General features: G+C 63.2%; 21 protein-coding genes. 17 read left to right on the forward strand and 4 right to left on the reverse strand.

Going from position 1 to position 25,389, the window contains the following annotated elements; genetic code table 11:
* The first annotated feature begins 66 nt into the window (after positions 1-66).
* Positions 67-2,574, forward strand: coding sequence for a cation:proton antiporter (locus ACGYK4_RS08540; protein ID WP_394430676.1), 2,508 nt, complete (start codon positions 67-69; stop codon positions 2,572-2,574).
* A gap of 111 nt (positions 2,575-2,685) precedes the next feature.
* Here ACGYK4_RS08540 and ACGYK4_RS08545 read toward each other — a convergent pair whose 3' ends face one another.
* Together ACGYK4_RS08545 and ACGYK4_RS08550 are read right to left on the reverse strand one after the other, a co-directional pair.
* Complete coding sequence (locus tag ACGYK4_RS08545) at positions 2,686-3,198, reverse strand: PepSY domain-containing protein (RefSeq protein WP_394430678.1); 513 nt, start codon at positions 3,196-3,198, stop codon at positions 2,686-2,688.
* 99 nt (positions 3,199-3,297) lie between these two features.
* The gene (locus ACGYK4_RS08550) at positions 3,298-4,875 is read right to left on the reverse strand and encodes a DUF5928 domain-containing protein (RefSeq protein ID WP_394430680.1); all 1,578 of its coding nucleotides are present in this window, start codon (positions 4,873-4,875) and stop codon (positions 3,298-3,300) included.
* Between the two features lie 170 nt (positions 4,876-5,045).
* On the opposite strand from ACGYK4_RS08550, the gene ACGYK4_RS08555 reads away from it, so the two are divergent.
* The 5 genes from ACGYK4_RS08555 (at position 5,046) to ACGYK4_RS08575 (ending at position 10,693) form a co-directional block, all read left to right on the forward strand.
* Complete coding sequence (locus tag ACGYK4_RS08555) at positions 5,046-5,864, forward strand: sulfotransferase family protein (protein WP_394430682.1); 819 nt, start codon at positions 5,046-5,048, stop codon at positions 5,862-5,864.
* 47 nt (positions 5,865-5,911) lie between these two features.
* The gene (gene smpB / locus ACGYK4_RS08560) at positions 5,912-6,400 is read left to right on the forward strand and encodes an SsrA-binding protein SmpB (RefSeq protein ID WP_209218524.1); all 489 of its coding nucleotides are present in this window, start codon (positions 5,912-5,914) and stop codon (positions 6,398-6,400) included.
* 307 nt (positions 6,401-6,707) lie between these two features.
* Positions 6,708-7,562 carry a 3-mercaptopyruvate sulfurtransferase gene (gene sseA / locus ACGYK4_RS08565; protein WP_394456013.1) on the forward strand — a complete coding sequence of 285 codons (855 nt, stop codon included), beginning with the start codon at positions 6,708-6,710 and terminating at the stop codon, positions 7,560-7,562.
* 33 nt (positions 7,563-7,595) lie between these two features.
* Positions 7,596-8,777, forward strand: coding sequence for an amino acid aminotransferase (locus ACGYK4_RS08570; RefSeq protein WP_067266822.1), 1,182 nt, complete (start codon positions 7,596-7,598; stop codon positions 8,775-8,777).
* Between the two features lie 191 nt (positions 8,778-8,968).
* Positions 8,969-10,693 carry a histidine kinase N-terminal 7TM domain-containing protein gene (locus tag ACGYK4_RS08575; RefSeq protein WP_394456014.1) on the forward strand — a complete coding sequence of 575 codons (1,725 nt, stop codon included), beginning with the start codon at positions 8,969-8,971 and terminating at the stop codon, positions 10,691-10,693.
* A 59-nt stretch (positions 10,694-10,752) separates the two neighbouring features.
* Here the strand turns inward: ACGYK4_RS08575 and ACGYK4_RS08580 are convergent, their stop codons facing one another.
* Entirely contained in the window at positions 10,753-12,060 is a 1,308-nt protein-coding gene (locus tag ACGYK4_RS08580; RefSeq protein WP_394409632.1) for an ammonium transporter, read from the reverse strand.
* A gap of 271 nt (positions 12,061-12,331) precedes the next feature.
* Between ACGYK4_RS08580 and ACGYK4_RS08585 the strand changes: the two genes are divergently transcribed.
* From ACGYK4_RS08585 to ACGYK4_RS08620, 8 genes are all read left to right on the forward strand, one after another.
* Positions 12,332-14,581 carry a transglycosylase domain-containing protein gene (locus ACGYK4_RS08585; RefSeq protein WP_394430689.1) on the forward strand — a complete coding sequence of 750 codons (2,250 nt, stop codon included), beginning with the start codon at positions 12,332-12,334 and terminating at the stop codon, positions 14,579-14,581.
* A gap of 112 nt (positions 14,582-14,693) precedes the next feature.
* Positions 14,694-16,430 carry a type I secretion system permease/ATPase gene (locus tag ACGYK4_RS08590; protein WP_394430691.1) on the forward strand — a complete coding sequence of 579 codons (1,737 nt, stop codon included), beginning with the start codon at positions 14,694-14,696 and terminating at the stop codon, positions 16,428-16,430.
* Positions 16,427-17,737: an HlyD family type I secretion periplasmic adaptor subunit gene (locus ACGYK4_RS08595; protein ID WP_394430693.1), complete on the forward strand. Its 1,311-nt coding sequence runs from the start codon at positions 16,427-16,429 to the stop codon at positions 17,735-17,737. The genes ACGYK4_RS08590 and ACGYK4_RS08595 overlap by 4 nt, the downstream gene beginning before the upstream one ends.
* A gap of 84 nt (positions 17,738-17,821) precedes the next feature.
* Positions 17,822-18,280: a RidA family protein gene (locus ACGYK4_RS08600; RefSeq protein ID WP_394430695.1), complete on the forward strand. Its 459-nt coding sequence runs from the start codon at positions 17,822-17,824 to the stop codon at positions 18,278-18,280.
* Complete coding sequence (locus ACGYK4_RS08605) at positions 18,277-19,038, forward strand: glycerophosphodiester phosphodiesterase family protein (protein WP_394456016.1); 762 nt, start codon at positions 18,277-18,279, stop codon at positions 19,036-19,038. Before ACGYK4_RS08600 ends, ACGYK4_RS08605 begins: the two co-directional genes overlap by 4 nt.
* Before the next feature lie 48 nt (positions 19,039-19,086).
* On the forward strand, positions 19,087-20,274 hold the full coding sequence (locus ACGYK4_RS08610; RefSeq protein ID WP_394456018.1) for a GNAT family N-acetyltransferase: 1,188 nt from the start codon (positions 19,087-19,089) through the stop codon (positions 20,272-20,274).
* Positions 20,271-20,579, forward strand: coding sequence for a 4a-hydroxytetrahydrobiopterin dehydratase (locus ACGYK4_RS08615; protein WP_394456020.1), 309 nt, complete (start codon positions 20,271-20,273; stop codon positions 20,577-20,579). The genes ACGYK4_RS08610 and ACGYK4_RS08615 overlap by 4 nt, the downstream gene beginning before the upstream one ends.
* A 12-nt stretch (positions 20,580-20,591) precedes the next feature.
* The gene (locus ACGYK4_RS08620) at positions 20,592-21,437 is read left to right on the forward strand and encodes a mechanosensitive ion channel family protein (RefSeq protein ID WP_394401907.1); all 846 of its coding nucleotides are present in this window, start codon (positions 20,592-20,594) and stop codon (positions 21,435-21,437) included.
* A gap of 216 nt (positions 21,438-21,653) precedes the next feature.
* Here ACGYK4_RS08620 and ACGYK4_RS08625 read toward each other — a convergent pair whose 3' ends face one another.
* A complete protein-coding gene (locus ACGYK4_RS08625; RefSeq protein WP_394456021.1) occupies positions 21,654-22,142 on the reverse strand; it encodes a peroxiredoxin in 489 nt (162 codons plus the stop codon).
* Between the two features lie 88 nt (positions 22,143-22,230).
* Between ACGYK4_RS08625 and ACGYK4_RS08630 the strand changes: the two genes are divergently transcribed.
* From ACGYK4_RS08630 to ACGYK4_RS08640, 3 genes are all read left to right on the forward strand, one after another.
* The gene (locus ACGYK4_RS08630; protein ID WP_394456022.1) at positions 22,231-23,436 is read left to right on the forward strand and encodes an NAD(P)/FAD-dependent oxidoreductase; all 1,206 of its coding nucleotides are present in this window, start codon (positions 22,231-22,233) and stop codon (positions 23,434-23,436) included.
* Positions 23,433-23,990 carry a 16S rRNA (guanine(966)-N(2))-methyltransferase RsmD gene (rsmD, locus tag ACGYK4_RS08635; protein WP_394456023.1) on the forward strand — a complete coding sequence of 186 codons (558 nt, stop codon included), beginning with the start codon at positions 23,433-23,435 and terminating at the stop codon, positions 23,988-23,990. The genes ACGYK4_RS08630 and rsmD overlap by 4 nt, the downstream gene beginning before the upstream one ends.
* Positions 23,991-24,118: 128 nt before the next feature.
* On the forward strand, positions 24,119-25,381 hold the full coding sequence (locus tag ACGYK4_RS08640; protein WP_394456025.1) for an imelysin family protein: 1,263 nt from the start codon (positions 24,119-24,121) through the stop codon (positions 25,379-25,381).
* Positions 25,382-25,389 lie beyond the last annotated feature (8 nt).

A 25,389-nucleotide genomic window follows, 5' to 3' on the forward strand; every position in this document is an offset into this window, starting at 1 on the left:
AACTGTCAGCGCTGAGCGGGGCAAGAAGCGCCCCGCATTCAGATAAATTCTGGTATTCCATCCTATATGGACATCATCCTCGTCACCACGGTCATCGCGTCGCTCTTTGTCGTCATCGGCTTGGCCGAGCCCTTGGCCGCGCGATTGCGACTGCCGTTCAGCGTGATCTTGGCGGTCGTTGGCATCCTCATCGGGGCTTCGGCGATCTTTTTCCTGCGCACTGATCTGACGGATGCGTTGAACCCGGTGGCGGCGGCCATTCTGGGGCTGCCGATCCGGTCGAACGTCTTTCTATACGTCTTCCTGCCGACGCTGTTGTTTCAGGCGACGCTGGGGATGAACCTGCGCCGTATGGTCGACGATTGGATGCCCATTCTGGTGCTGGCGGTCGTGGCCGTGGTGGTGGCGACGGTCAGCATTGGCTACGCGCTGTTTTGGGTCAGTGCGATCCCGCTGGCGGCCTGTCTGCTGATCGGGGCAATCGTCTCAACCACGGATCCTTCGGCGGTGGTCTCGATCTTTCGGTCGATCTCGGCCCCGCGGCGGCTGGCGCGGATCATCGAGGGCGAAAGCCTGCTGAACGACGCCGCCGCCATCGCGCTTTTCGGCCTGTTCATGGGCTATGTCATGCTGGGCATTCCCGACCCGGAACTGGGCAGTGCGCTTGCGCAATTCCCGATGCTGATCGCAGGCGGGGCGCTGGTGGGCTGGCTGGGCGCGCGGATCGCGGTTTGGGTCATGGCGCTGTTTGCGCGGCATGAATTGGCGCAGCAGTCGATCTCGGTCGCGCTGCCCTATCTGGCCTATATCGTGGCCGAGCAAAGCGTCGGCGCGTCGGGGGTGATCGCCGTGGTGGCGGCGGGGCTGACGCTGAACCTCACCGCGCCGGGGCGGCTGCCGCCACAGGCGCTGACCAACCTGCGCGAGCTTTGGGACGTGTTGGCCCATTGGGCCGGGGCGCTCATCTTTATCCTCGCCGCACTGCTGATCCCGCGGTTGTTGGAAGAGGTCCGGCTAGAAGATTTCTTTCTCATCGCCGTCGTGGTGGTGGCTGCCATTTTCGCCCGCGCGGTGATCCTTTTCGGGCTGCTGCCCCTGCTGACCGCGGCCAAGCTTTCGCCCATGGTCGAGCGGCCCTACCGGGTGGCGATCCTTTGGGGGGGCTTGCGCGGTGCGGTGACATTGGCGCTGGCGCTGGCGGTGACGGAAAGCGTGCGGGTGCCGGATGACATTCAGCGGATCGTGGGTATCTTGGCCACCGGCTTCACGCTCTTCACCCTGCTGGCCCAGGGTACGACGCTGCGTTGGATCATCGGACGGTTGGGGCTCGATCAACTCTCGCCCATCGATCACGCGCTGTCGCGGCAGGTCATCGCGGTGGCCTTGCAAACCGTGCGCGAGGACGTGGCCCAAACAACCGAGAATTACGATCTGAACCGCGACATCGTGCGCTCCGAGGCGAAACGGTTTGGCGAGCGGCTTGAGACAGCGGTCAAGACCGCGGAGGAGGCGACCGATATCCTCGACCGCGACCGCATCGCGCTTGGGCTGATCGCGCTGGCGGGGCATGAGCGTGACACGATCCTTGCGCGGGTGCGCGAGCGGACGATCTCGGCCCGGATGGCGGATCTGGTACTCTCGGATGCGGACCGGCTAATCGAAGGGGCGCGAACCCAAGGGCGCAGCGGCTATCAACGCGCGGCGCGGCGCAGCGTGGCCTATGGGCGCACATTTCGCGCGGCGGCGGTGCTGCACGGGCGCTACGGCGTGTCGGGGCCGCTGGCGCGGATGACGGCGGATCGCTTTGAAATGCTGCTGTCGCAACGGTTGATCCTGCGGGATCTGGGCACTTTCATCGATGGCCGCATTCGCCGGATCCACGGGCGGCGGGTGGCGGAATTGCTGCACGACCTGTTGGCGCGCCGCATCGAAGGGATTGAGACCGCGCTGGAGGGGCTGCGCTTGCAGTATCCCGGCTATGCCGAGGAGCTGGAACGGCGTTTCATCCGCCGCACGGCACTGCGTTTGGAAGAGCGTGAATATACATTGATGCGCGAAGACGGTCTGTTTGGGGCCGAGGTCTATACCGCCTTGATGCAGGAACTGGCGACCCGGCGCACCGCGGCAGAGGGGCGGCCGGGCCTTGACCTCGCCGTGCGGCGGGGCGCTTTCATCGAGCAGTTTCCGCTGTTTGCGGATCTGGAGGAGGGCGCGCTCAAACGGCTGAGCCGGGCGCTCAAGACCCGCTATGTCGATATCGGCGACGTGGTTTTGCGCAAGGAAAGCCCCGCGCGCAGCGTGTTTTTTATCGCCTCAGGTGCTGTCGAATTGGAAAGCGCGGGTCAGACTTGGCGTTTGGGGCGGGGGGAGATGTTCGGCCAGATGGCCATCCTGACGAACCGCGTCCGTCGGGTGGATGTGCGCGCCATCGCGCCGACCACGCTTTTGGTTCTGGACGAGGACCGGTTCCGCCGCCTGCTGGAACGGAGCGCGGCCCTGCGCGAGGCGGTGCGTGCCAGTGCGGAGAAGCGCGGGATCGATCCGGTGGATCTGATCTCGGGCGGGCGGGGGTAGCTCGGCGCGTCAAACGCTGGTGGGGCGTTTGGGGGCGGTGTTGTGCAGGGTATTTGAGAAAGGATGAAGATAGGGGGCGGCCGGTAGAGGCGGCCGCACCTTTGGCTGGGGTTAGTCGTCGGGGGTGATTTCGCCGGTGGTGGCGTCGATCAGTAGTTCGCGTTCGCCGGTGGCGTCGGTTAGTTCGACTTCATAGACCATGCGGTCATCTTCATCGTCGAGTGAGACTTCCTCGATCCATGTGCCGTCTTGCCCTTCCAGCTCGGTCAGTGCGGTCATCAGCACATCGCGGGCCGTGCCAGCGGCGCGCAACTCATCTTCTTGGAAGAGGCCGCTGAGGAAGCTTGTGAGCTGCTCTTCGGATTGCTTCATCACATCGCCGGTGGCGGCGTTGACGGTGACTTCGTACACGGATTCGCCGCGGACCAGGTCGATCTCATAGACCAGCGCGTCGCCTTCGGTTTCGATTTCGGCTTCCAGCACGCCGCCATCGATGCTGCTTTGCGCGGATTTGATGGCTTGGGACATGCTGATGCGCTCGGCCTCAGGGGCGGTCTCTTGCGCGAAGAGGGCTGCGGGGGCGAGCAGGAGCGATGTGGCGAGGGCGGTGAACTTATGTGTCATGGAAAACCTCTTGCGTTGTGGTGCGTCGGGCCGCGGGGCGGCGTTCTTGGTTCAACGCTTGGCGCGGGGGGCTGTTCCAACCGGTAGGGGCGGGCGGCGCTAATCTGCGAAGAGGCCTGCGGGCTGGACGATCGCGCGGGCTTCGTCTTCGGTCACCTTGAGGAAGCAGGCGAGGGCTGCGGCGTTGGTTTCGGGGTTGGCGTATTCGGAGAGGCGGCTGTAGTTTGCGAATTGGGCGTCGCGGATTTGGTCGACCTCATGCAGCATGTTCCCGCGGATCGTGGGAAGCAGGCGGGACAGGTTTTCTTGCGATGTTTGCGCGCCGCTCAGGCCGATGCGCCGGGCGTGGCCGCTGAGATAGGCGTCGGTCAGTTTGCATTCGACTTCGAGCATGCGCACCTGCGCGCGGTCCGAGGCGAAATCGCGCAGCAGGTCGAGGTTCGACGTGTCGATGCAGACGATCAGCCGGGTGCTGTCGTAGTAGTCGTAGAGCATCCGCATCAGGGCGCGGCGGTGGCGGGTGCGTTTTTCCAGCGTGGTTTGAATGCCGCCGAGGTCGGGCAGGGGGGTGTCTTCTTCGTTGAAGAGGAAATCCACCGCTGGGAGGCCGGTTTGCTGGCGTATCCGTCCCACGAGCCGTTTTGCCACATGCCATTTCTTGGCGATAATGATCAGCAGTTCACGCTCGCGGCCAAGGCTGGATTCCCTTTCCCAAAAGCGGGGGGCGAAGCGGCGGCCAATGCGGCCCCGCGCGGTGAGGAATTCGAACAGGTTGCGGCCTTCGTCGCTGATCTGGAAAGGCACGCCTTGGGCGGCGTAGAGCAGGCCGAGGCGGCGTTTGAGGTCCAGTGCCTCGGGGCTGATTTTGCGGGCGAAGAGGTGGTTCTGGCCGAGCAGCAGGTCATAGTGGTCATTGTAGAAGGTGACCGGCATGCCGTAGTCGGAAAACAGCAGAAAGGTCGGGCTGCGATTGGCGATTTCACCTTCGGGGACGAGGTGGCGCACGAGGGTTTGAAAGAAGGTCTCATCCGGGATCCACGTGCTGCGGAAAAAGCGGATGACGTCGGGGCGCTCGTGGCTGAATGCCATCAGCGCCTCGACGGTGCGGCGGCGCAGGCACCACCATTGGCTGCCGATCTGCACCTGAAGGTCGCCCGGGATCTTGCGGGTCAGGCCGAGACGCTTTTGCGCCTCGAACATCGCATAAAAGCGTTTGCGCTGTGTGCGTTCGTTGAACCAATGGCGATAGATCAGCCGCTCTTCTTTCCAGCCGGTCTTGATCCAATCGCTTTCGAAGTAATCCACGCTTTCGATGAAATCTGCGTCATTTTCATCGAGGAACCGATGCGCGTATTCGGCGGATTTGATCGCCATGCAATCGCCAGAGAGCAGGTAGAAATGCGTGGCCCGCGGGAAGGCTTCCATCGCGGCGGTGAGCGTGTCGAGCGTGGCTTGCACCAGTGACCATTCGCCCCAGCCGCAGCGGATGCGTTTGCGCGGGAAGGTGACATTGGGGTTGTCGCGCAGGGCCGCGGTGATCTGGGCGTAGTCTTCGGCGCTGGCGGAGGCGTCGAAATGGATCGCCATGCAATCGCCCACGGCGGTCAGCCGCTCGGCTTGCCGGATGATGGCCTCCGGATCCTTGTGGCACAGCAGGATATAGGCAATTTTCGCCATGCAGGATACCGAATGTCCTTGTCGCGGCCCGCTTGCATCGGCCTTTTGTCGTGGATCACCTTTCTAGTTAATCCTGAAGACCGATTGAATAAACAGCATTTCTTTGCTTTTTTGCACCGAGGTCTGACTGTTGCTTAAAACAGCCAGCGCCAGCAGGAGGCAGGACGCGCATGGGTTTTCCCGGAACATGGATGACGGAAAGTGAGAGCATGGTGTACCGCGTGGTGCCGAAATGCGCGTGCTCGACCATCGGGCAGATCATGTATTATTCCGATCATGGAGAGTTCTTTGACGGGGACATTCATGATGCCAAGACCGGGATCCACAAATGGGCCTTGGACGGATCGCAGGGGCCGATCACCGAGAATGTGACGGCGTGCAAGTCCTATGCCTTTACCTGTGTGCGCAACCCTTACACGCGGATCCTGTCGTCTTTCTTTGACAAGATTTGCGGCATTCAGCGCAACGGGCGGCGCTATCGCGGCAATCTGGTGCCGCTGCTGGTGCAGAAATATGGGATCGACGTAGGCGGTGAGGACGGCAAGCAGGAGTTCGACCAGATCGCGAGCTTCCGGCGGTTCCTGCTGTTCGCCCGCGATACCATTCGTTGGCGGCGGCCAATGGACCCGGACATTCACTGGTCGGCGGTCTCGGGCCATGTCAGCACCTTTATCGTCAACGGCGGCACCTACGACCAGATCTTCTGGACCGAGCGGTTCAACGATGGGATGCAACAGGTGCTCGATGCCGTGGACACGCCGCACCCCGTCGATCTGGCGGCGATCCCGCGCTTTAATGAGAGCGAGGGCCATGGGCCCAAGCGGGCGCATCCGGTCGAGGATTACTTCGACGATCTGTCCATGCATCTGATGCGCGAGATCTACAAACGCGACTTCGATCTGTTCAAATATGACTTCGACAACCCCGGCAATAAGCAACCCCTAGGGGAGATCGATTTGGATGAGGTGCACGCCAAACTCGGTGACTGAGCGGCAGCATCTTGCACCGGGGCGGGGGGCGCTCTACATGCTTTGGCATGTCACAGGTCAAATCCAGTTCCAAATCCGATCCGAATTACAAGGTGATCGCCGAAAACCGCCGCGCGCGGTTTGATTACGCGATCGAAGAAGATATCGAATGCGGTATCATCCTTGAGGGATCCGAGGTGAAATCCCTACGCGAAGGCGGGGCGAATATCGCCGAGAGCTACGCCGCCGTGGAGGATGGCGAGCTGTGGTTGGTGAACTCCTATGTGGCGCCCTACAAGCAGGCCAAGACCTTTCAGCATGAAGAACGGCGCCGGCGCAAACTGCTGGTCAGCCGCAAGGAATTGGCCGATCTGTGGAACGCGACGCAGCGCAAGGGCATGACGTTGGTGCCTTTGGTGATGTATTTCAACCATCGCGGCATGGCCAAGATCAAGATCGGCGTGGCCAAGGGTAAGAAGCTGCATGACAAGCGCGAGACGGCGGCCAAGCGCGATTGGTCGCGGCAGAAGCAGCGGTTGCTGAAAGATCACGGGTAAGATGCGCGGCAGGCCCGGAATCAAGCCGTAGGCGCCGGGCCATCGCCTGCCCGCCTATCACGCCAGAGGCGCGCCAGAATACACTAGGCGCACCTTTGGTGCGACCGGGCTGGCGATTTGGTGAGGCGGGCGCCTTCTTGACGGCACACATCAAAGTTGAACCATAAAGTGGTGCCAACAGCCCGTAGCATCGCCACTTCACGGGCAGGGGATGGCCCTCCTTACACCTCTCACCGCCCCCCTTCCACTTGCCAGCATCCCCCGCCGGTTATAGGCATGGGCAACGCCTGCGACGAAGGAGGCCCCCATGGCCGACGATCCCAAGACATTGGTTTCAACCGATTGGTTGGCTCAGCATCTGAAAGACCCGGACCTGCGCATCCTTGATGCCTCGTGGTATCTGCCCGACGCCGGGCGCGATCCGAAGGCGGAGTATGACGCCGCGCACATCCCCGGCGCGCGCTTTTTCGACATCGACGATATCTCGGACGCGCGTTCGGACCTGCCGCATATGGCCCCGCCGATCGAGAAATTCATGTCGCGGCTGCGCGCCTTGGGTGTGGGTGACGGGCATCAGGTGGTGGTCTACGATGGCGCAGGCCTGATGTCGGCGGCCCGGGTCTGGTGGCTGTTCCGCCTGATGGGGCAAGAGAATGTCGCCGTGCTGGATGGCGGGTTGCCGAAATGGCAGGCCGAGGGGCGCGAGACCGAAGATATGCCCCCCGTGCCGCGCGACCGCCATATGACCGTGCGCTTCCAGAACCAATTGGTGCGCGATGTGACACAGGTGGCCCATGCCTCCAAACTCGGCGATCCGCAGATCGTCGACGCCCGCGCCGCAGCACGTTTCCGCGGCGATGCGCCTGAACCGCGCGAGGGGCTGCGCGCAGGCCATATTCCCGGCGCGCGCAACGTGCCCTTCACCGAATTGCTCAACGACGACAAGACGATGAAAACCCCCGTAGAGACCCGCGCCATTTTCGAGGCGGCGGGCGTGGACCTGTCGAAACCCGTCATCACCTCCTGCGGCTCGGGCATCACCGCCGCCGTGCTGGCGCTGGCGCTGGAGCGGCTGGGCCACCGCAAATGGTCGCTCTACGATGGCTCATGGGCGGAATGGGGCATGTTCCCTACCGTGCCCGTGGCCACCGGCGCGGCTTAATCCTTTACCGTTACCTTCCAACCGGAGAACCCCATGTTCGAGACGCTCAAGGCGCAACCCGCCGATAAGATCCTCGCCCTTGTACAGGCCTACCGCGAAGATCCGCGCGACACGAAGATCGACCTCGGCGTCGGTGTCTACAAAGACGCCAGCGGCAACACCCCGGTGATGCGCGCCGTCAAAGCCGCTGAGCAGCGCATCTGGGAAAACCAAGACACCAAGGTCTACACCGGTCTTGCGGGTGATCCGACCTATACCAATGCGATGGCTGCGCTTGTTCTGGGCGATGCCGTGCCGCGCGGCGCGATTGCCGCTGCCGCCACCCCCGGTGGCACCGGTGCCGTGCGTCAGGCCTTTGAACTGGTGCGTATGGCCAACCCCGAAGCGCGCGTTTTCGTCTCTGATCCGACATGGCCGAACCACCTGTCGATCCTGTCCTATCTGGGCATGGAAGTGGTGAACTACCGCTATTTCGACAGCGCGACCGGCGGCGTGAACTTCGACGGCATGATCGAAGACCTCAAGACCGCCAAGAAAGGCGATGTGGTCCTGCTGCACGGCTGCTGCCACAACCCCACGGGCGCGAACCTCAACAGCGCGGAGTGGGACGCGGTGATCGAAGTGCTGCAAAGCACCGGTGCCGTGCCGATGATCGACATCGCCTATCAGGGCTTTGGCGACGGGCTGGAAGCGGATGCCGCTGCGACGCGCAAAGTGGCCGCCTCGGTGCCTGAGTGCCTGATCGCGGCAAGCTGCTCCAAGAACTTCGGTATCTACCGCGAACGGACCGGCATTCTGATGCTGGTGGCTGCCGAGGCGGCGCAGGGGCTGAACCAAGCCACTTTGGCCTTCCTCAACCGCCAGAACTACAGCTTCCCGCCCGATCACGGCGCGCGGATCGTGTCGACCATCCTGACCGATGACGAGCTCAAGGCCGATTGGATGGCTGAGCTTGAGGATGTTCGCAACGCCATGCTGGGTCTGCGTGAGCAGCTTGCGGGTGAGTTGCAGAAACTCTCTGGCTCGGACCGCTTTGGCTTCCTTGCCCAGCACCGGGGCATGTTCTCACGCCTTGGCACCACGCCGGATAAGGTCGACGCGCTGCGCGAAAAACATGGCATCTATATGGTCGGCGACAGCCGGATGAACATTGCCGGGCTGAACCAAAACAGCGTGCCGATCCTTGCCCGTGCGATCATCGACGTCGGTATCTAACCGCGCAGCGGGCCGCGCATGTCGCGGCCCGGTCAGCCTTCGATTGTTGCGGAACAATCGCCCGATGCCTCTATTCTGGCCTGTTTTAATCAAAACTTGGTCGAAATGGCATGTTTGGATAGCTTGAGTGAAAACTCAGGGTCGGGCCAATTTTAGAATCATTATTACAGTGCATCCGCTTGGATGTGAGCTTGCCAGCGGTAGAGCTGGTGATCGTGACAGCCACGCTTGTCACTGTGTTGGGCTATTGGGTGCGTGGGCACAGCAGCCTACCCGGTAAACATTGGTTTTTGCTGGCCATTCTGGCCATGGATTTCTGGCTTTTGTCGGTCGGGGTCGAACTTTCCGCCACCTCTGCCGCCTGCGCCTTTGGGGTCAGCCGCCTTGCGTGGATCGGTTTTGTGCTGCTGCCGACCTTCTGGGCTTTCTTCCTCTATGAATATGCGCTCGGGGCCAAGGTGCCGCGATGGCTGGTGCCGCTCTGCGCGGGGCTTGCGCCTGCGCTGATCACCCTCGCCGCGGTGACGAGCGGTTGGCATGAGACATTCTATGGCCCCGAAACCAAGTGGTTGCTGAGCGAAGACGGAGCCTATGTCCAATCCGACCACGGCCCGCTGTTCTTCATCGCGATCACCTATCTTTACATGGTCATCATGGCGGCGGCGGTCGTGGCGGGGCGGGCGGTGCGTTCGGCCAACCCGGCGGTGCGCAGCTTTTTCCTCAAGCTTTTTGCCGCGACGCTGATCCCCATGGTGGCCAATCTGGCCTATATCTTGGGCGGCATCACCTTGTTCAATACTGATCCGACGCCTTTCTCATTCGCGCTTTCGCTGACGCTGGTGGTCTGGCTGGTGGCCGATAACCGCTGGATCGACGTCAACGCAATCGCGCGCGAACTGTTGTTCTACAACAGCACCGATCCGGTTTTCGTGGTCGACCCGAGCGGCGCCGCGATTGAGACCAATCCAGCCGCCGCCGACCTCTTGCGTCGGGAGGCCGATCCCGAGGCCGCGCTGAGCGCCTTTGGGGAGTTGGGGCCGATCATCCGCTATCTCGCGGCCCATGGCAGCCTGCCCGATGTGACCGATATCCAACTGGGCCACCGCCATTTCGCCGTGCGCGCCCATGCGATTTCTCTGGGTGCGGGGCAAAAACAGGTGGGCTGGGCCGTGGCGCTCTTGGATGTGACCGTGCAAAAGATCGCCGCCGAAAAGGCCATCGCCGCCGAGCAGATGCAGGCGCAGTTCCTCGCCACGGTCAGCCATGAGCTGCGCACCCCGCTGACGGTCATCAACGGCGCGCTTGGTCTGTTGTTGCAGGGCAGGGCCAAGGTGAGCGATGCGCAAAAGGCGCGTTTGCTGGCAAAGGCTGCGGGTAGCTCTGAGACGCTGACGACCCTGGTCAATGATCTGATCGACACGCAAAGCCTCAGCAGCGCGGAGTTCAGCATCGACCTGCACCCCGCCGCTCTCGCCCCGCTGGTGCAGAAGGCCGTGGCGCGGGCGGAAAGCCTGCAACCGGAGAAGGATATCCGCTTTCGCTGCGAGATGCCTGAGGCGGTGCTGACGGTGCAAGCCGATGCCGAGCGGTTGGGGCAGGTTTTTGGCAATGTGTTGTCGAACGCGGTGAAATTCTCTGCCCCGGGCGGGCAGGTGGAGGTCAGCCTTCAGCAGTCCGAAGGCATGGCGCATGTGCAGGTCAGCGACAGCGGCTGTGGCATCCCGCCGGGCGCGGAGGAGCAGGTCTTTGCGCCCTTTTTGCAGGTCGACGGCTCCGACACCAAGGTCGCCTATGGCAGCGGTCTGGGAATGCATATCACCCGGCAGATTCTGGACCGGCACGGGGGCAGCATCCGCTATGTCAGCGCCCCGGGTGTCGGCACGACCTTTACCATTTCTTTACCTCTAGTGGCCTAACGCAAACCGCCCGGCCATTGCTGGCCGGGCGGTCGATTGTTTGGCGATGTCGCCGGGGCTTAGCCCTTGGCGAACTCGGGGTAGGCTTCCATGCCCAGTTCCGACATGTCCAGACCGGTGATCTCGGCCTCTTCGCTGACACGGATGCCACCGGCGGCTTTCAGGATCAGCCAGACGACGAAGCTGACGATGAAGACAAAGAGGCCAACCGCGGCGAAGCCGATGATCTGTGTGACGAAGGATGTGCCTTCGGTATAGACCGGCACGACCAGCGTGCCCCAGAAACCGGCGATCAGGTGAACCGGGATCGCGCCGACCACGTCGTCGATCTTGAACTTGTCGAGCATCGGCACGGTCAGCACCACGATGACACCACCCACGGCACCGATCCAAAGCGCACCAAACAGCGTCGGGTCAAGCGGCCCTGCGGTGATCGAGACGAGACCGGCCAGCGCGCCGTTCAGCACCATGGTCAGGTCGACTTTCTTGTACATCACCTGCGTCAGGATCAGCGCAGCCACGGCACCGGCGGCAGCGGCCATGTTGGTGTTGGCAAAGATCTGCGCCACGGCGTCCACGTCTTCGATGGTGCCCATGGCAAGCTGCGACGCGCCGTTAAAGCCGAACCAGCCCATCCACAGGATGAACGTGCCCAAAGTGGCGAGGGCAAGGTTGGAACCCGGCATCGGCACGACGCGGCCATCCTTGCCGTATTTACCCAAACGCGGCCCCAGAACGATGGCCCCGGCGAGGGCGGCGAAACCACCAGCGGCGTGCACGAGGGTCGAACCGGCGAAGTCGCTGAAGCCCATGGCGGAAAGGAAACCGCCGCCCCACTGCCACGACGCTTCGATCGGGTAGATGAAGCCGGTCAGCACGACCACGAAGATCAGGAAGGGCCACAGCTTGATCCGCTCGGCCAGCGCACCCGACACGATGGAGGCGGTGGTGGCGCAGAACATCAACTGAAAGAAGAAGTCGGACGCGTTGGAGTAGCCGCCCGCGTCGATCTCGGATTTGATGTCTTTGGTGGCGAAGGTGCCAAAAACGCCTTCCATGATCCAATTGCCGTCACCGGGATACATGATGTTATAGCCGACCAGCCAATACATGACCGCGGCAAGCGCAAAGAGGCCCATGTTCTTGGTCAGCTGCGTGGTGACGTTCTTGGAACGCACCAGCCCCGCTTCCAGCATGGCGAAACCCGCCGCCATCCAGAAGACGAGGAAGCCGCCGATCAGGAAAAGCAGGGTGTTGAAGATGAAGGTCGTATCCGCCAGCGTCGCGTATTCCGCGTCCTGTGCCAGCGCCAGCCCGGGCAGGGCGCTGACCGCCGCTGCGAGGGGAAGTATTAAGATGGGTTTCATATGGTCGTTTCCTGTCTGCGGGTCCGAATGCGTGCTTACCGAAGCGGGCGGCTGCCCGTGCAGCATGAGAAAACCGGATATCGGGCGCTCTTGGACAGGTTTGCCTGCCATATTTGCGCCATTGCGTGGCAGTGCCGCCTAAAAAGCGGGCGCAGGCTGGAATCTGCCTATAAATTAATCAGACATTTGACGCCGATTGGACCTTGCAGCGCTAAACAAACCGCTGCAGTCAGGCTAAAGTGGCGAAAAATAGGGCCGAGCAGGCGATTTTATGACCGACAAGAACAAGCGCAAACGCCCTTTGGTGGCCGACAAGCGGTATCCCGGTAAGGCCAAACCCAAGGCCAAGACCGCGGCGCGGGGCAAACCGGCGACGCGCAAGGCCGCGCCCGCCCGTCGCAAAGCCGCCCGTCCCAAACGCCCCCGGCGCGGCGGTATCCTCGGCTTTTTCGCGGGGGTGGCCCGTTGGATTTGGCGGCTGATCTGGACCATCACATGGCGGGTTAGCCTTGTCATCTTCCTCGTGCTCGCCTTGGCGGTTGGCTATATCTACACCACGATCCCGCCGCTCGAAACGCTGCTGGATGGCCGCGCGCGCGGGTCTGTCACTATGCTCGACCGTGAGGGAGAGGTCTTTGCTTGGCGCGGCGACCAGTTTGGCGGCGTGGTCTCGGCGGAATCGGTTTCCAAACATCTGAGAAACGCGGTCATCGCCACCGAGGACAAGCGATTCTATCGCCATCTGGGCGTCAGCCCGCGGGGCATCGCCTCGGCGGTGCGCATCAACCTGAGCGAGGGGCGCGGGCCGCTTTCCGGCCACGGCGGCTCGACCATCACCCAGCAGACGGCCAAGCTGCTTTGTCTGGGGGAACCCTATGACCCCAGCAGCGGCATGACGGAAAAGGAATATGAGGCGGAATGCCGTCGTTCGTCCTTGGGTCGCAAGGCCAAGGAAGCGCTCTTTGCCATCGCGATGGAGCTGAAATACACCAAGAACGACATCCTCTCGATCTACCTTAACCGCGCCTATATGGGCGGCGGTGCCTTTGGGGCAGAGGCCGCGGCGCAGCGGTTCTTTGGCAAGCCAGCCGCCGCCCTCTCGCCCGCCGAAGGCGCGATGCTGGCCGGTCTTCTGACCGCGCCCACGACGCTTTCGCCCACTAACAATCTGGACCGATCGCAAAGCCGCGCCGCCACGGTGATCCGCCTGATGGAAGAGCAAGGCTATCTCTCTGCCGCCGAGGCTGATGAGGCCATCGCCAACCCCGCGCAACTGTCCGAGGCGGCAGAGGCCGAGGCGGGCGGTTATTTTGCCGACTGGGTCATGTCTTCTGGGCCGGAATTCTTTACCCGCAACACCACCGAAGACGTGATCATCAAGACCACCCTTGATCAGCGCATCCAACGCGCAGCCGAGGAAGGCTTGAAATGGGTGTTTGAGAATAAAGTCCGCGAAGGCTCCAAGGCGCAGGCGGCGATCGTGGTGATGTCTTCTGATGGCGCGGTGCGTGCGCTTGTGGGCGGGCGCAAGACCAAGGTCGCGGGCGCCTTTAACCGCGCCACGCAGGCGATGCGTCAGACCGGTTCGGCTTTCAAACCCTTCATTTATGCCGCGGCGCTCGATCTGGGCTATTCGCCCGATGACATCATCGTGGATGAGCCCTATTGCCTGAACATACCCGGCTCGGGACAATGGTGCCCCAAGAACTACACCAAGAGTTTCAAGGGGCCGGTGACCCTGACCGAGGCGCTGAAAAGCTCGCTGAACATTCCGGCGGTGAAAGTCTCGGAAAGCGTGGGCCGCGAGACGGTGAGTTCGGTCGCCACCCAGTTCGGCATCAAAAGCGATCTGGCCGCCGGTCCGGCACTGGCGCTTGGCGCATCGGAGAGTACCCTGCTTGAAATGACCGGCGCCTATGCCGGTATCCTCAACGGCGGCTCATCGGTGACGCCCTACGGGTTGGTCGATCTGCGCCTTCTGGGCGAGACGGAGCCGCTGATGGGCACCGGCGGCGGCATCAACGAACGTGTGATCCAAGAAGATGCCGCGCGCCAGTTGGTCTATATGATGGAAAAGGTGATCTCCGAAGGGACCGGCCAGCGCGCCAAGTTTGGCGGGCGGCAACTCGCGGGCAAGACCGGCACCACCTCGGCCAATAAGGATGCTTGGTTCGTGGGCTTCTCGGCGGATTATGTGGCCGGGGTCTGGATGGGCTATGACGACAATACGCCGCTCACCGGGGTCACGGGCGGGGGCCTGCCCGCAGAGATCTGGCGCGAAACCATGAGCCGCGTGCATGAGGGGATGCCCCTCAAGGAGTTGCCGATGCAGGCGCCCGCCCCGCCCAGCAACCTGAGCGAGGCACAGCCCGAACCGCAGCCCCAGCCGCAACCGCAGGGCGGTGGCAACCATGGCGGCGGCGCGGACAATGTGATCGACCGGGTTCTGCGCGATATCTTTGGCGGCGGCAGCAGCGGCAGCGGGGCAAGCGCGCCCGCGCCGAACTTCCTTGACCGCTGAGGCGGTCGGGGGCGGGCCGAAAAATCAATAGCATTGGGTTGTCAAACTCAGTATCAATTCCCCAAAGGCGGGAAGGTGCTGCGCGCGGGCCGGGCAGCGTTGAAAGGGTTTGATGCAAAGCGATGTGGTGAACAGGGGGCTGTCCGAGCTGCGTCGCGTGCGCAGGCGCAGCCGCGGGCTTTATTGGGCGGTGGCCTTGTTCAGCCTTTTTGCCAATATGCTCATGCTCACCGGCCCGCTCTATATGTTGCAGGTCTATGACCGCGTGCTCGGCTCAGGGTCAGAGGAAACGCTGATCGCCCTCTCGGTCCTCGTCGTCTTTCTTTATGCGGTGATGGGGCTTTTGGACTACACGCGGGGCCGGATCATGGCGCGGGTGGGGGCGCGGTTTCAATCCGATCTCGACCGGCGGGTGTTCGACGCGGTGGTGCGCAAATCCGCCGTGGCCCCGGATGTGAAAACCAACGCGGGCCTTGCCGATCTCGAAGCCGTGCAGCGCCTCATGACCTCCCCGGTGCTGATGGCCGCCTTTGACGCGCCATGGACGCCGATCTTCTTTGCCGCGATCTTTCTGTTCCACCCGATGTTGGGCTGGCTGGCCTTGGGCGGTGCCGCCGTGCTGGTGGCAATCGCGGTGGCCAATCAAATGCTGTCGCGCGAAAGCCAAGCCCGGGCTGGCATCTCGGGGCAGGCGGCGGATGCCATGTCGGGCCAGATCAGGGTAGAGGCCGAGATGGTGCAGGCCATGGGGATGCGCGATGCCGCCTTTACCCGCTGGCAGCAGGCCCGGGGGCAGGCGCTGGCGCAGCAGGTGAAATCGACCGACGTGGGCGGCACCTTTACCGCGATGACCAAGACGCTGCGGCTGTTTCTGCAATCCGCCATGCTGGGCCTCGGCGCTTGGCTGGTCTTGAAAAACCAGATGACGCCGGGCGCGATGATCGCGGGCTCGATCCTCTTGGGCCGGGCGCTGGCGCCGGTGGAACTGGCGTTGAACCAATGGCCGGTGGTGCAGCGGGGCCGGGCCGGTTGGGCCAATCTGGCACAGCTTCTGGGTGCGGTGGGGGAGGAGCCCGCGCGCACCGCCTTACCACAGCCAAAGGCGAAACTCGCCGCAAAGGCGCTGACCGTCGTGGCACCGGGTGAGAAGCAGGCGGCGCTCAAGTCAATCAACTTCACCGTTGAGCCGGGGCAGGCGGTTGGCGTGATCGGCCCCTCGGGGGCGGGGAAATCGACCTTGGCCCGCACGCTCACCGGGGTCTGGCCGCCTGCGGGCGGGTCTATCCGCCTCGACGGGGCGGCGCTGGAGCATTACGGGAGCGAGACTTTGGGACGGCATATCGGATATCTGCCGCAGCGCGTTCAGCTGTTCGACGGCACCATTGCCGAGAATATCGCCCGGCTCTCCCCCAATCCTGACGACGCCAAAGTGGTTAAGGCGGCCAAGATGGCGGCGGCCCATGAGATGATCCTCGAATTCCCGCAAGGCTATGACACGCCCATCCGCGCGGGGCAGGTGCGGCTTTCGGGCGGGCAGATGCAGCGGATCGGGCTGGCGCGGGCGCTGTATGATGACCCGGTGATCGTCGTGCTGGATGAGCCGAACTCGAACCTCGACAATACCGGCTCTCAGGCGCTGAATCACGCGATCCGGCAGATGAAGGCCAGCGGGCGGTCCGTGCTGATCATGGCGCATCGCCCGGCGGCCATTCAGGAATGCGACACGCTGCTGGTGCTGGATAACGGCATGCGCAAAGCCTTTGGCCCCAAGGATGAGGTGCTGGCCGGGATGGTGCAAAACCACCGCGAGATCCAGAAAGCGCCCGCGCGCTCGGGGGGCGTGGTATGAACGCCCGCGAGGACAAGCGCTGGTCGGCGACGCGGCCCCTGATCCTTGGGTTCATCGGGCTGCTTTTGCTCTTCGGTGGTTTTGGCACATGGGCGGTGACCAGCCAAATCGCCGGGGCGGTCGTGGCCTCGGGCAGGATCGAAGTCGACCGCAACCGGCAGATCGTCCAGCATGAGACCGGCGGCGTGGTGGCCGACATCCTTGTGGATGAGGGCGACAGCGTCGCTGCCGGGGATGTGCTGCTCCGGCTGGATGCGGAGCAGTTGACTTCGCAATTGGCCATTGTCGAAGGGCAGCTTTACGAGCTTATGGCCCGCAGGGGACGGCTAGAGGCGCAGCGCGATGAGGTCGAGACGGTCACATTTGACGAAGAGTTGCTAACAGCCGGGGCGACGAACCCTGACGTACAGGAATTGGTGGACGGCCAGCGGAACCTTTTTGACGCGCGCCGCGTCAGCGTGGCGCAAGAGCTTGAGCAATTGGGCAAACGCCGGGCGCAGATTAACGCGCAAATCCGCGGGGTCGACGCGCAGGAGGCCGCGCTTTCGCGGCAGTTGGAGCTGATCGAAGAGGAGTTGGCCAATCAGCAATCGCTGCTGGACCGGGGCCTGACACAGGCCTCTGCCGTGCTGACGCTGATGCGGGAACAGGCCCGCCTGCGCGGCCAGATCGGAGAGCTTTCGGCGCAAAAGGCGCAGTCGCAAGAGCGGGTGACCGAGATCGACATCGAACGGCTCAAACTGCGCTCCGCCGGGCGGGAAGAGGCGATCACCCAGCTGCGTGATCTGCGCTACCGTGAGTTGGAGATGGCCGAGCAGCGCCGCGCGCTGAGGGCCGAGATCGACCGCCTTGATATCCGCGCGCCGGTGTCGGGGGTGATCTATGGCATGCAGGTGCAGACCCCGCGCTCGGTCGTGCGCGCGGCGGAGCCGCTGATGTATCTCGTCCCGCAGGACCGTCCGCTGATCATCGCCTCGCAGGTGCAGACCATTCACATCGATCAGGTCGCCGTGGGCCAAGAGGTGAACCTGCGTCTTTCGGCACTAAACCAGCGCACCACGCCGGAGCTAGTGGGCAAGGTCTTGCAGGTCTCTGCCGATTCCATCGAAGATGACGCCACCGGTCAGAGCTATTACCGGGCCGAGATCGCGCTGAACCCCGGTGAGACGGATAAGCTTGAGGCGGGCACCATCCTGCTCCCCGGTATGCCGGTTGAGGCTTTCATCCGCACCGGTGAGCGCTCTCCCATGGCCTATTTGCTGAAACCGATGGCCGACTATTTCGCCCGCGCCTTCCGCGAAAGCTGAGGCGGGGTAGGTAGCAAAGGGGCTTTCCCTTGGCGCGGCGGGCGGTTAGCGTCCGCCCAGAACCGCAACCAAAGGAAGCCCGTCATGTCCCTGACCGCCCGCCTTGCCGATCTCGGCATCACCCTGCCCGACGCGCCCGCACCCGCTGCGAACTATGTGCCCTTCGTGGTCACCGGCAATACCGTCTATGTCTCGGGCCAGATCTCCAACGGGCCGGATGGGTTGATCACCGGGCGTTTGGGCGCCGATATGGATGTCGACGCCGGTGCCGCCGCCGCGCGCAGCTGTGCGCTTAGCCTTCTGGCGCAGGTCCGCGCCGCCTGTGATGGCGATCTGGACCGGCTTAAACGGGTGGTGAAACTGACTGGCTTCGTAAACTCCACCGCCGATTTCACGGACCAGCCCGAGGTGATCAACGGCGCATCCGATTTCATGGTTGAGGCCTTGGGCGATGCGGGCCGTCACGCCCGCTCGGCGGTCTCTGCCGCGTCGCTGCCGCTGGGTGTCGCGGTCGAAATCGAAGGCATCTTTGAGATCGAATGACCCTTCCTGCCGCCTTTTTGAACATTCCGCTGGCGCATCGCGCGCTGCATGACCTTGCCGCTGGACGGCCCGAAAACAGCCGCGCCGCCGTGCGCGCGGCTGTCGATGCGGGGCTAGGCATCGAGATCGACCTGCAACTCAGCGCCGATGGCAAGCCGATGGTGTTCCACGATTACGGGTTGGAACGGCTGACGGCAGAACAGGGGGCGGTTCGGCTGCGCGACGCAAATGCCCTTGCCGCGATCCCGCTGAGGGGCGGTGATGAGGGGATTCCGACGCTTGAGGACATCCTCGACATCGTCGCCGGGCGCGTGCCGCTCTTGGTGGAGTTCAAGGATCAGGACGGTGCCATGGGGCCGGATGTTGGTGCGCTTGAGGCCGCCGCGGCGGAACTGCTTGGCCGCTACCAGGGTGATCTGGCGGTCATGTCCTTCAACCCGCATTCGGTGCGTGCGCTGGCCCGGCTTTTGCCCGAGGTGCCGCGCGGCCTGACCACCAGCGCCTATCGCCCCGATGAATGGCCGCTGCCCGAAGCGACCTGCGACCAACTGCGCGAGATTCCCGATTACGCCGACAGCGGGTCTTGTTTCATCAGCCATGAGGCCGACGACCTGAACCGCCCCCGCGTGGCAGAACTCAAGGCCGAAGGGGCGGCGGTGCTCTGCTGGACGATCCGCAGTCAAGCGGAGGAAGAGATCGCGCGTCAGGTGGCGCAGAACGTGACCTTTGAGGATTATCTGCCGCGCCCGCGCCCTTGATCTGCGAGGCCGAGGCCACACATAGGACCCAAGGCAGGCAAGGCTCAGATGAACGCGCAGGAAATCGAGATTACCGTGGTGCCGGAATTGGCGCAGATCGGCCAAGAGGATTGGGACGCCTGCGCCTGTCCCGAGGCCGCGGACGGGGGCCGTCCGCGCGACCCTTTCACCACCTATCGCTTCCTCTCGGCGCTTGAGCGCAGCGGCTCGGTCGGCCCCGGCACCGGTTGGCAGCCGCAGTATCTGGTGGCGCGGATCGCAGGCCAAGTGATCGCCGTGGCGCCGATGCATGCCAAATCCCACAGCCAAGGCGAATATATCTTCGACCACAACTGGGCCCATGCCTATGAGCGCGCGGGCGGGCGCTATTACCCGAAACTCCAGATCGCAGTGCCGCATACCCCCGCCACCGGGCGGCGTTTTCTAGTGCGGCCCGGGTTCGAAGAGGCGGGCACGGCCGCGCTGGTTCAAGGCGCGGTGCAGTTGACCGACAACAACGGCCTGTCCTCGCTGCATGTGACCTTTTGCACCGAGGGCGAAGTCGGGCGTGCCGAAGAGCTTGGCCTGATGAGCCGCAAAAGCCAGCAGTTCCATTGGCACAACCGCGACTACGCGGATTTCGACGGGTTCCTCGCCAGCCTGTCCTCGCGCAAGCGCAAGAACATCCGCAAAGAGCGCGCGCAGGCGCAGGACTTCGGCGGCAAGATCCATACCATCACCGGCGACCAGATTGAGCCGGAACATTGGGATGCCTTTTGGCAGTTCTACCAAGACACCGGCGCGCGGAAATGGGGCTCACCCTATCTCACGCGGGAATTTTTTGACCATGCGCAGGAAAGCCTGCGTGACGATATTGCATTGGTGCTGGCCGAACGTGACGGGCACTGGGTGGCCGGGGCGCTCAATTTCATCGGGCGCGAGACGCTCTTTGGCCGCTACTGGGGCTGTACCGAACATCACCCCTTTTTGCATTTCGAACTGTGCTACTATCGCGCCATGGATTTCGCCATTGCCCATGGGCTTGCCCGTGTCGAGGCGGGCGCGCAGGGCGAACACAAGCTCGCGCGGGGCTATCTGCCTTCGCCCACATGGTCGCTGCATTGGATGCGCGACCCGGGCTTTGCCGCCGCCGTGGGGGAGTATCTGCAGGCCGAACGCGACGCCGTGGACGAGGAGATCAGCGTGCTGACCGACTACGGACCTTTCAAAAAGACGACGATCGAGGAACAAGAATGACCGAGAGATTGAGCATCGAAACCCGAAAGACTCTGCTTCAGCCGCTGTTCAACACGGGCTGGGAGATGGTGGAAGGCCGGGATGCGATCCACAAGACCTTCAAGTTCAGTGATTTCGTGGATGCCATTGGCTGGATGACAAGGGTAGCAATCTGGGCGGAAAAATGGAATCACCATCCCGAATGGAGCAATGTTTACAACCGCGTGGAGGTAACGTTGATCACCCATGAAGTGGATGGGCTCAGCTCGCTCGACGCGAAGCTGGCGCGTAAGATGGATGGTCTCTTTGGGGCCGGCAAAGACTGACGGAGAGACCGGATGCAAGATTTGTTTGAAACCGAGTTGTGGCAGGGCAAGACAGTTGCCGATCTGCTGACGCTGGAGTTCTTGGCCAGCGCGGCGGGGTCGGTGATCGCCGCGATTGCCATTCTGTTGCTGGGCTGGATCATCTCCAGTTGGCTGCAACACCGGGTGGAAAATCTGGGCAAGCGGCACAAGCATCTTGATGAGATGCTGTTCGAATTTCTGGCTTCCATCGTGCGCTATGTGGTGCTGGGTTTCACTGTTCTGTTCGTGCTCAATACCTTCGGGGTCAAGACGACATCGGTCGTGGCGGTCATTGGTGCCGCGGGTCTGGCGATTGGTCTGGCCCTGCAAGGCACCCTGTCGAACGTGGCCGCGGGCGTCATGCTGATCCTGTTCCGCCCGATCAAGATCGGCGATTTCGTCGTGATCGCGGGCGAGATGGGGACGATCAAACAGATCAACCTGAACTACACGGTTCTCGCCGATCTCAGCAACGTGCAGGTCATCGTGCCGAACTCCGAGGTTTGGGGCAATGTGATCACCAACTATTCCGTCAACCCGACGCGCCGGGCGGAGTGGACCTTTGGTGTGGGCTATGGCGCGAACCTCAAGACCGCCGAGGATATCATCCGCAGCACGATCATGTCGGATGAGCGCGCGCATACGGATCCCGAGCCCTTCATTCAGGTGAACAACCTCAACGATAGTTCGGTGGATTTCCTTGTGCGGGTCTGGTGCAGCGCGGATGATTATTTTGCCTTCAAGGCCGATATGACCCGCAAGGTCAAAGAGGCGTTGGATGAGGGCGGGGTGGATATCCCCTTCCCCACGCGCACAATCGTTCAGGCGGCGGAGTAAGGCGTCTGAAGGGCGTTGCCTGCTGAAACGAAGGGCATCGCCCTCCCTGGGGGGCGATGAGGGGCTCGCTGTATGGCGGGCCGGTTCACCCTAAATTGAGGTTCCGTCTGCCAGACCCTTGCAAAATCGCCCTCCGGGGGGAGGGAGGGCGATGCCCGGTGTGCCACCGGGCGGGTCGTTGGCAGCGCCTGATCCGCTCAGTCGCTGCCCGTCACTTTACATATTATCCAGCAACGCTTCGCCGCCGGAAATCTCGCAGGTGCCTGCGCTTTCTTCGGGCTGCCAGAGCGTGACCTTACCGTCTTCGACCAGCATCGCATAGCGTTTGGACCGGCCCACCAGCCCGGCGCCCTCGGCGTCGAACTCCATGCCGATGGCGCGGGTGAATGCGCTGCTGGCGTCGGCGAGCATGGTGATCCCGGCCTCTGTCGCGCCGGTCGCCTCGCCCCAAGCCTTCATCACGAAAGGATCGTTGCAGGAAATGCAGATCACCTCATCCACGCCCTTGGCGTCGAACTGATCTTTGGTGCGCACGAAGCTGGGCACATGGGCAGAGTGGCAAGTCGGCGTGAAGGCGCCCGGCACGGCAAAGATCACCACTTTGCGGCCTTTGAGCTTGTCGGCCATCTGCACCGGCTCGGGCCCGTCGGCGCCCATCTGAACCAGTTTCGCGTCCGGCAGCGTCGAACCTTGAGAAATCGTCATGGGATAGCCTCTCCTGTCATTGCGGTTGTCTTGGGGCCAGATATAGGCTTTGACCGCGACTGAGACCAGATCAATCGGGGGATGGCAGATGCAGCATGTGGTGGTGATCGGAGCCGGGCAGGCGGGAGCGTCATGCGTGGCAAAACTGCGAAGCGGCGGGTTCGAGGGGAAAATCACCCTCATCGGCGCCGAGCCATGCCCCCCTTACCAACGCCCGCCCCTGTCCAAAGGCTACCTGCTGGGGGAGATGAGCCAAGAGCGTCTCTTGCTCCGGCCCGAGGCATTCTACGCCGATCAGGGGATCACGCTGAAAACCGACTGCCGCGTCACGGAGATTGACCCAGAGGCGCGGGTGCTGAGCACCTCTGACGGCGCGGTCGCCTATGACGAACTGGTGCTCGCCACCGGCTCGACCCCGCGCCGCTTGCCCGCGGCGACCGGCGGAGCGCTGGAGGGTGTCTTTACCGTGCGCGATCTGGCGGATGTCGATGCCATGGCCCCGCGTTTCGTCAAGGGCGCGAAGGTGCTGATCGTCGGCGGCGGTTATATCGGGCTGGAGGCGGCGGCGGTCGCGGCCAAGCTGGGGCTTGAGGTCACGCTGGTGGAAATGGCCGACCGGATCCTGCAACGGGTCGCGGCGCCGGAGACCAGCGATTATTTCCGCGCCCTGCACGAAAGCCGCGGCGTGCGCCTGCGCGAAGGCGTGGGGCTGGCGCGGCTCTTGGGCGAGGGCCATGTCACCGGCGCACGGCTGAGCGACGGGACAGAGATCGCCGCCGATTTCGTCATCACCGGCGTCGGCATTGAGCCCGACATCGCGCTGGCCGCGGCGGCGGGGATCGAGATCGACAATGGCATCAAGGTCGATGCGCAGGGGCAGACGAACTTGCCCAACATCTGGGCGGCAGGGGACTGCACCTCTTTCCCCTATCGCGGCGGGCGCATCCGGTTGGAAAGCGTGCCGAACGCCATTGATCAAGCCGAAGTCGTGGCCGAAAACATCCTCGGCGCGGGCAAGGAATACATCGCCAAACCGTGGTTCTGGTCTGACCAATATGACGTGAAACTGCAAATCGCCGGGTTGAACGCAGGCTATGACCGCGTCGTCACCCGCCGGGGCGCGGGCAGCGCGTCCTTCTGGTATTACCGCGGTGAGACGTTGCTGGCCGTCGATGCGGCGAACGATCCACGGGGCTATATGGTCGGCAAACGGTTAATTGAGGCCGGCAAATCGCCCGATCCCGCCTTGGTCGCGGACCATCAGACGGACCTCAAGGCGCTGCTGCGGGCATGAGGATCATCGCTGGGAAATACCGGGGCCGCCCACTGGCGGCACTTGGCAAGGGCGACGCCGGGGCGCATCTGCGCCCGACCTCGGACCGGGTGCGCGAAAGCCTTTTTTCGATGCTGACCCATCACGACGTGATCGAAGGCGCGCGGGTGTTGGACCTCTTTGCAGGCACCGGCGCGCTTGGGTTCGAGGCGCTGTCGCGTGGGGCCGCATCGGTTTGTTTCGTCGAGAATGGCCGCAGCGGGCAGCGGCTGATCGGGGAGAATATGCGCAAGCTGGACACGGTGGCGGACACCCAACTGCTGCGCCATGATGCCACCCGGCTGGGGCCGTGGACGCAGGCGGCTTTCGATCTGGTCTTTCTTGACCCGCCCTATGGCAAGTTCATGGGGCAAAAGGCGCTTGTCGCGGCGGCCGAAGGTGGCTGGCTCGCCCCCGGGGCGATGGTCGTCTGGGAAGAAAGCGCCCCCATGCAGGCGCCTGAGGGATTCGCCGGGATCGACACGCGCAAATATGGCGATACCCATGTGACCCTGTTGGAAAGGGCCACCAACTAACGGGGTTCCCCAGGTTCAGCCCGCGTGAGGTTGTACCTTGTCTTTTCCGACAAAATAAGTCACCTATTGCCCGAAGGCCCGATACGCCCTGTGTCGGGACCATGGTGATTTTCAAGGAAGGACATCCGATGCGTCTCAAAGCGTCCACGGCCATTGCGCTGATCACATTTGCCGCCGCCCCGGCATTCGCCCAAGGCAAGGCCGAGGTGCTGGACACCTATGCCGACATCGCGCAGGCCGGATACGAAGACAGCCTGACCACCGCGCAGACCCTGCAAGCCGCAGTCGAGACGCTGATCGCCTCCCCCTCTGCCGAGGCGCTTCAGGCGGCGAAAACCGCATGGCTGGCCGCCCGCGTGCCCTATCAGCAGACCGAGGTGTTCCGCTTCGGCAATGCCATCGTCGATGACTGGGAAGGCAAGGTAAACGCATGGCCGCTGGACGAAGGTCTGATCGACTATGTCGACGCCTCCTATGGCGGTGAGACGGATGAGAACCAACTGGCGGTTCTAAACGTCATCGCCAACCCGACATTCACGCTTGGCGGGGAAGAGGTGGACGCAACCGAGATCACGCCAGAACTGCTCGAAGGGCAGTTGCATGAGGCGGGCGCGGTCGAGGCCAATGTCGCCACCGGCTACCATGCCATCGAATTCCTGCTCTGGGGCCAAGACCTGAACGGCACCGACCACGGCGCGGGCGACCGTCCTTGGACCGATTACGCAGCGGGTGACGACTGCACCGGCGGCAATTGCGACCGCCGTGGGCAATACCTCAAGGCCGCCACCGATCTCTTGGTCAGCGATCTGGAATGGATGGCCGGTCAATGGGCCGAAGGCGGTGAGGCGCGCGCCACCGTGCTGGCCGACGAAGACGCCGGGATCGACGCGATCCTGACCGGCATGGGCTCGCTCTCCTACGGCGAACAGGCCGGGGAGCGGATGAAGCTGGGCGTCATGCTCAACGACCCCGAGGAAGAGCACGACTGCTTCTCGGACAACACCCACAACAGCCACTACTACGACGGGTTGGGTGTGCGGAACGTCTATCTGGGCGAATACCTGCGCGTCGATGGGCGTGTGGTCTCGGGCGCGTCGCTGTCCGATCTGGTGGCCAGTGCCGATGCCAGCGTCGATGAAGACCTGCGCGCCAAGCTGAACGCCTCCATGGTGGAGCTGGGCCAGATCAAGACCGCCGCCGAAGCGGGTTTCAGCTATGACATGATGCTTGAGCGCGGCAATGCCGAGGGCGAAGCACTGATCATGGGCGCGGTCGACGCGCTGGTGAACCAGACCCGCGCCATTGAACGCGCGGTGACGGCTCTGGGCGGTGACGAGATCGCCTTTGAAGGCTCCGACAGCCTCGACGCGCCGGAGGCCGTCTTCCAGTAATCCTAAAC

The sequence above is a fragment of the Sulfitobacter sp. 1A13368 genome, from assembly GCF_043557275.1.
Taxonomy (GTDB): domain Bacteria; phylum Pseudomonadota; class Alphaproteobacteria; order Rhodobacterales; family Rhodobacteraceae; genus Sulfitobacter; species Sulfitobacter faviae.

Excerpts from the sequence above, each read along its gene's own strand:
- ACGYK4_RS08540 (WP_394430676.1), top strand. The coding sequence starts at position 67 with ATGGACATCATCCTCGTCACCACGGTCATCGCGTCGCTCTTTGTCGTC.
- ACGYK4_RS08545 (WP_394430678.1), bottom strand. The coding sequence starts at position 3,198 with ATGACACATAAGTTCACCGCCCTCGCCACATCGCTCCTGCTCGCCCCC.
- ACGYK4_RS08550 (WP_394430680.1), bottom strand. The coding sequence starts at position 4,875 with ATGGCGAAAATTGCCTATATCCTGCTGTGCCACAAGGATCCGGAGGCC.
- ACGYK4_RS08555 (WP_394430682.1), top strand. The coding sequence starts at position 5,046 with ATGGGTTTTCCCGGAACATGGATGACGGAAAGTGAGAGCATGGTGTAC.
- smpB (WP_209218524.1), top strand. The coding sequence starts at position 5,912 with ATGTCACAGGTCAAATCCAGTTCCAAATCCGATCCGAATTACAAGGTG.
- sseA (WP_394456013.1), top strand. The coding sequence starts at position 6,708 with ATGGCCGACGATCCCAAGACATTGGTTTCAACCGATTGGTTGGCTCAG.
- ACGYK4_RS08570 (WP_067266822.1), top strand. The coding sequence starts at position 7,596 with ATGTTCGAGACGCTCAAGGCGCAACCCGCCGATAAGATCCTCGCCCTT.
- ACGYK4_RS08580 (WP_394409632.1), bottom strand. The coding sequence starts at position 12,060 with ATGAAACCCATCTTAATACTTCCCCTCGCAGCGGCGGTCAGCGCCCTG.
- ACGYK4_RS08585 (WP_394430689.1), top strand. The coding sequence starts at position 12,332 with ATGACCGACAAGAACAAGCGCAAACGCCCTTTGGTGGCCGACAAGCGG.
- ACGYK4_RS08590 (WP_394430691.1), top strand. The coding sequence starts at position 14,694 with ATGCAAAGCGATGTGGTGAACAGGGGGCTGTCCGAGCTGCGTCGCGTG.
- ACGYK4_RS08595 (WP_394430693.1), top strand. The coding sequence starts at position 16,427 with ATGAACGCCCGCGAGGACAAGCGCTGGTCGGCGACGCGGCCCCTGATC.
- ACGYK4_RS08600 (WP_394430695.1), top strand. The coding sequence starts at position 17,822 with ATGTCCCTGACCGCCCGCCTTGCCGATCTCGGCATCACCCTGCCCGAC.
- ACGYK4_RS08605 (WP_394456016.1), top strand. The coding sequence starts at position 18,277 with ATGACCCTTCCTGCCGCCTTTTTGAACATTCCGCTGGCGCATCGCGCG.
- ACGYK4_RS08610 (WP_394456018.1), top strand. The coding sequence starts at position 19,087 with ATGAACGCGCAGGAAATCGAGATTACCGTGGTGCCGGAATTGGCGCAG.
- ACGYK4_RS08615 (WP_394456020.1), top strand. The coding sequence starts at position 20,271 with ATGACCGAGAGATTGAGCATCGAAACCCGAAAGACTCTGCTTCAGCCG.
- ACGYK4_RS08620 (WP_394401907.1), top strand. The coding sequence starts at position 20,592 with ATGCAAGATTTGTTTGAAACCGAGTTGTGGCAGGGCAAGACAGTTGCC.
- ACGYK4_RS08625 (WP_394456021.1), bottom strand. The coding sequence starts at position 22,142 with ATGACGATTTCTCAAGGTTCGACGCTGCCGGACGCGAAACTGGTTCAG.
- ACGYK4_RS08630 (WP_394456022.1), top strand. The coding sequence starts at position 22,231 with ATGCAGCATGTGGTGGTGATCGGAGCCGGGCAGGCGGGAGCGTCATGC.
- rsmD (WP_394456023.1), top strand. The coding sequence starts at position 23,433 with ATGAGGATCATCGCTGGGAAATACCGGGGCCGCCCACTGGCGGCACTT.
- ACGYK4_RS08640 (WP_394456025.1), top strand. The coding sequence starts at position 24,119 with ATGCGTCTCAAAGCGTCCACGGCCATTGCGCTGATCACATTTGCCGCC.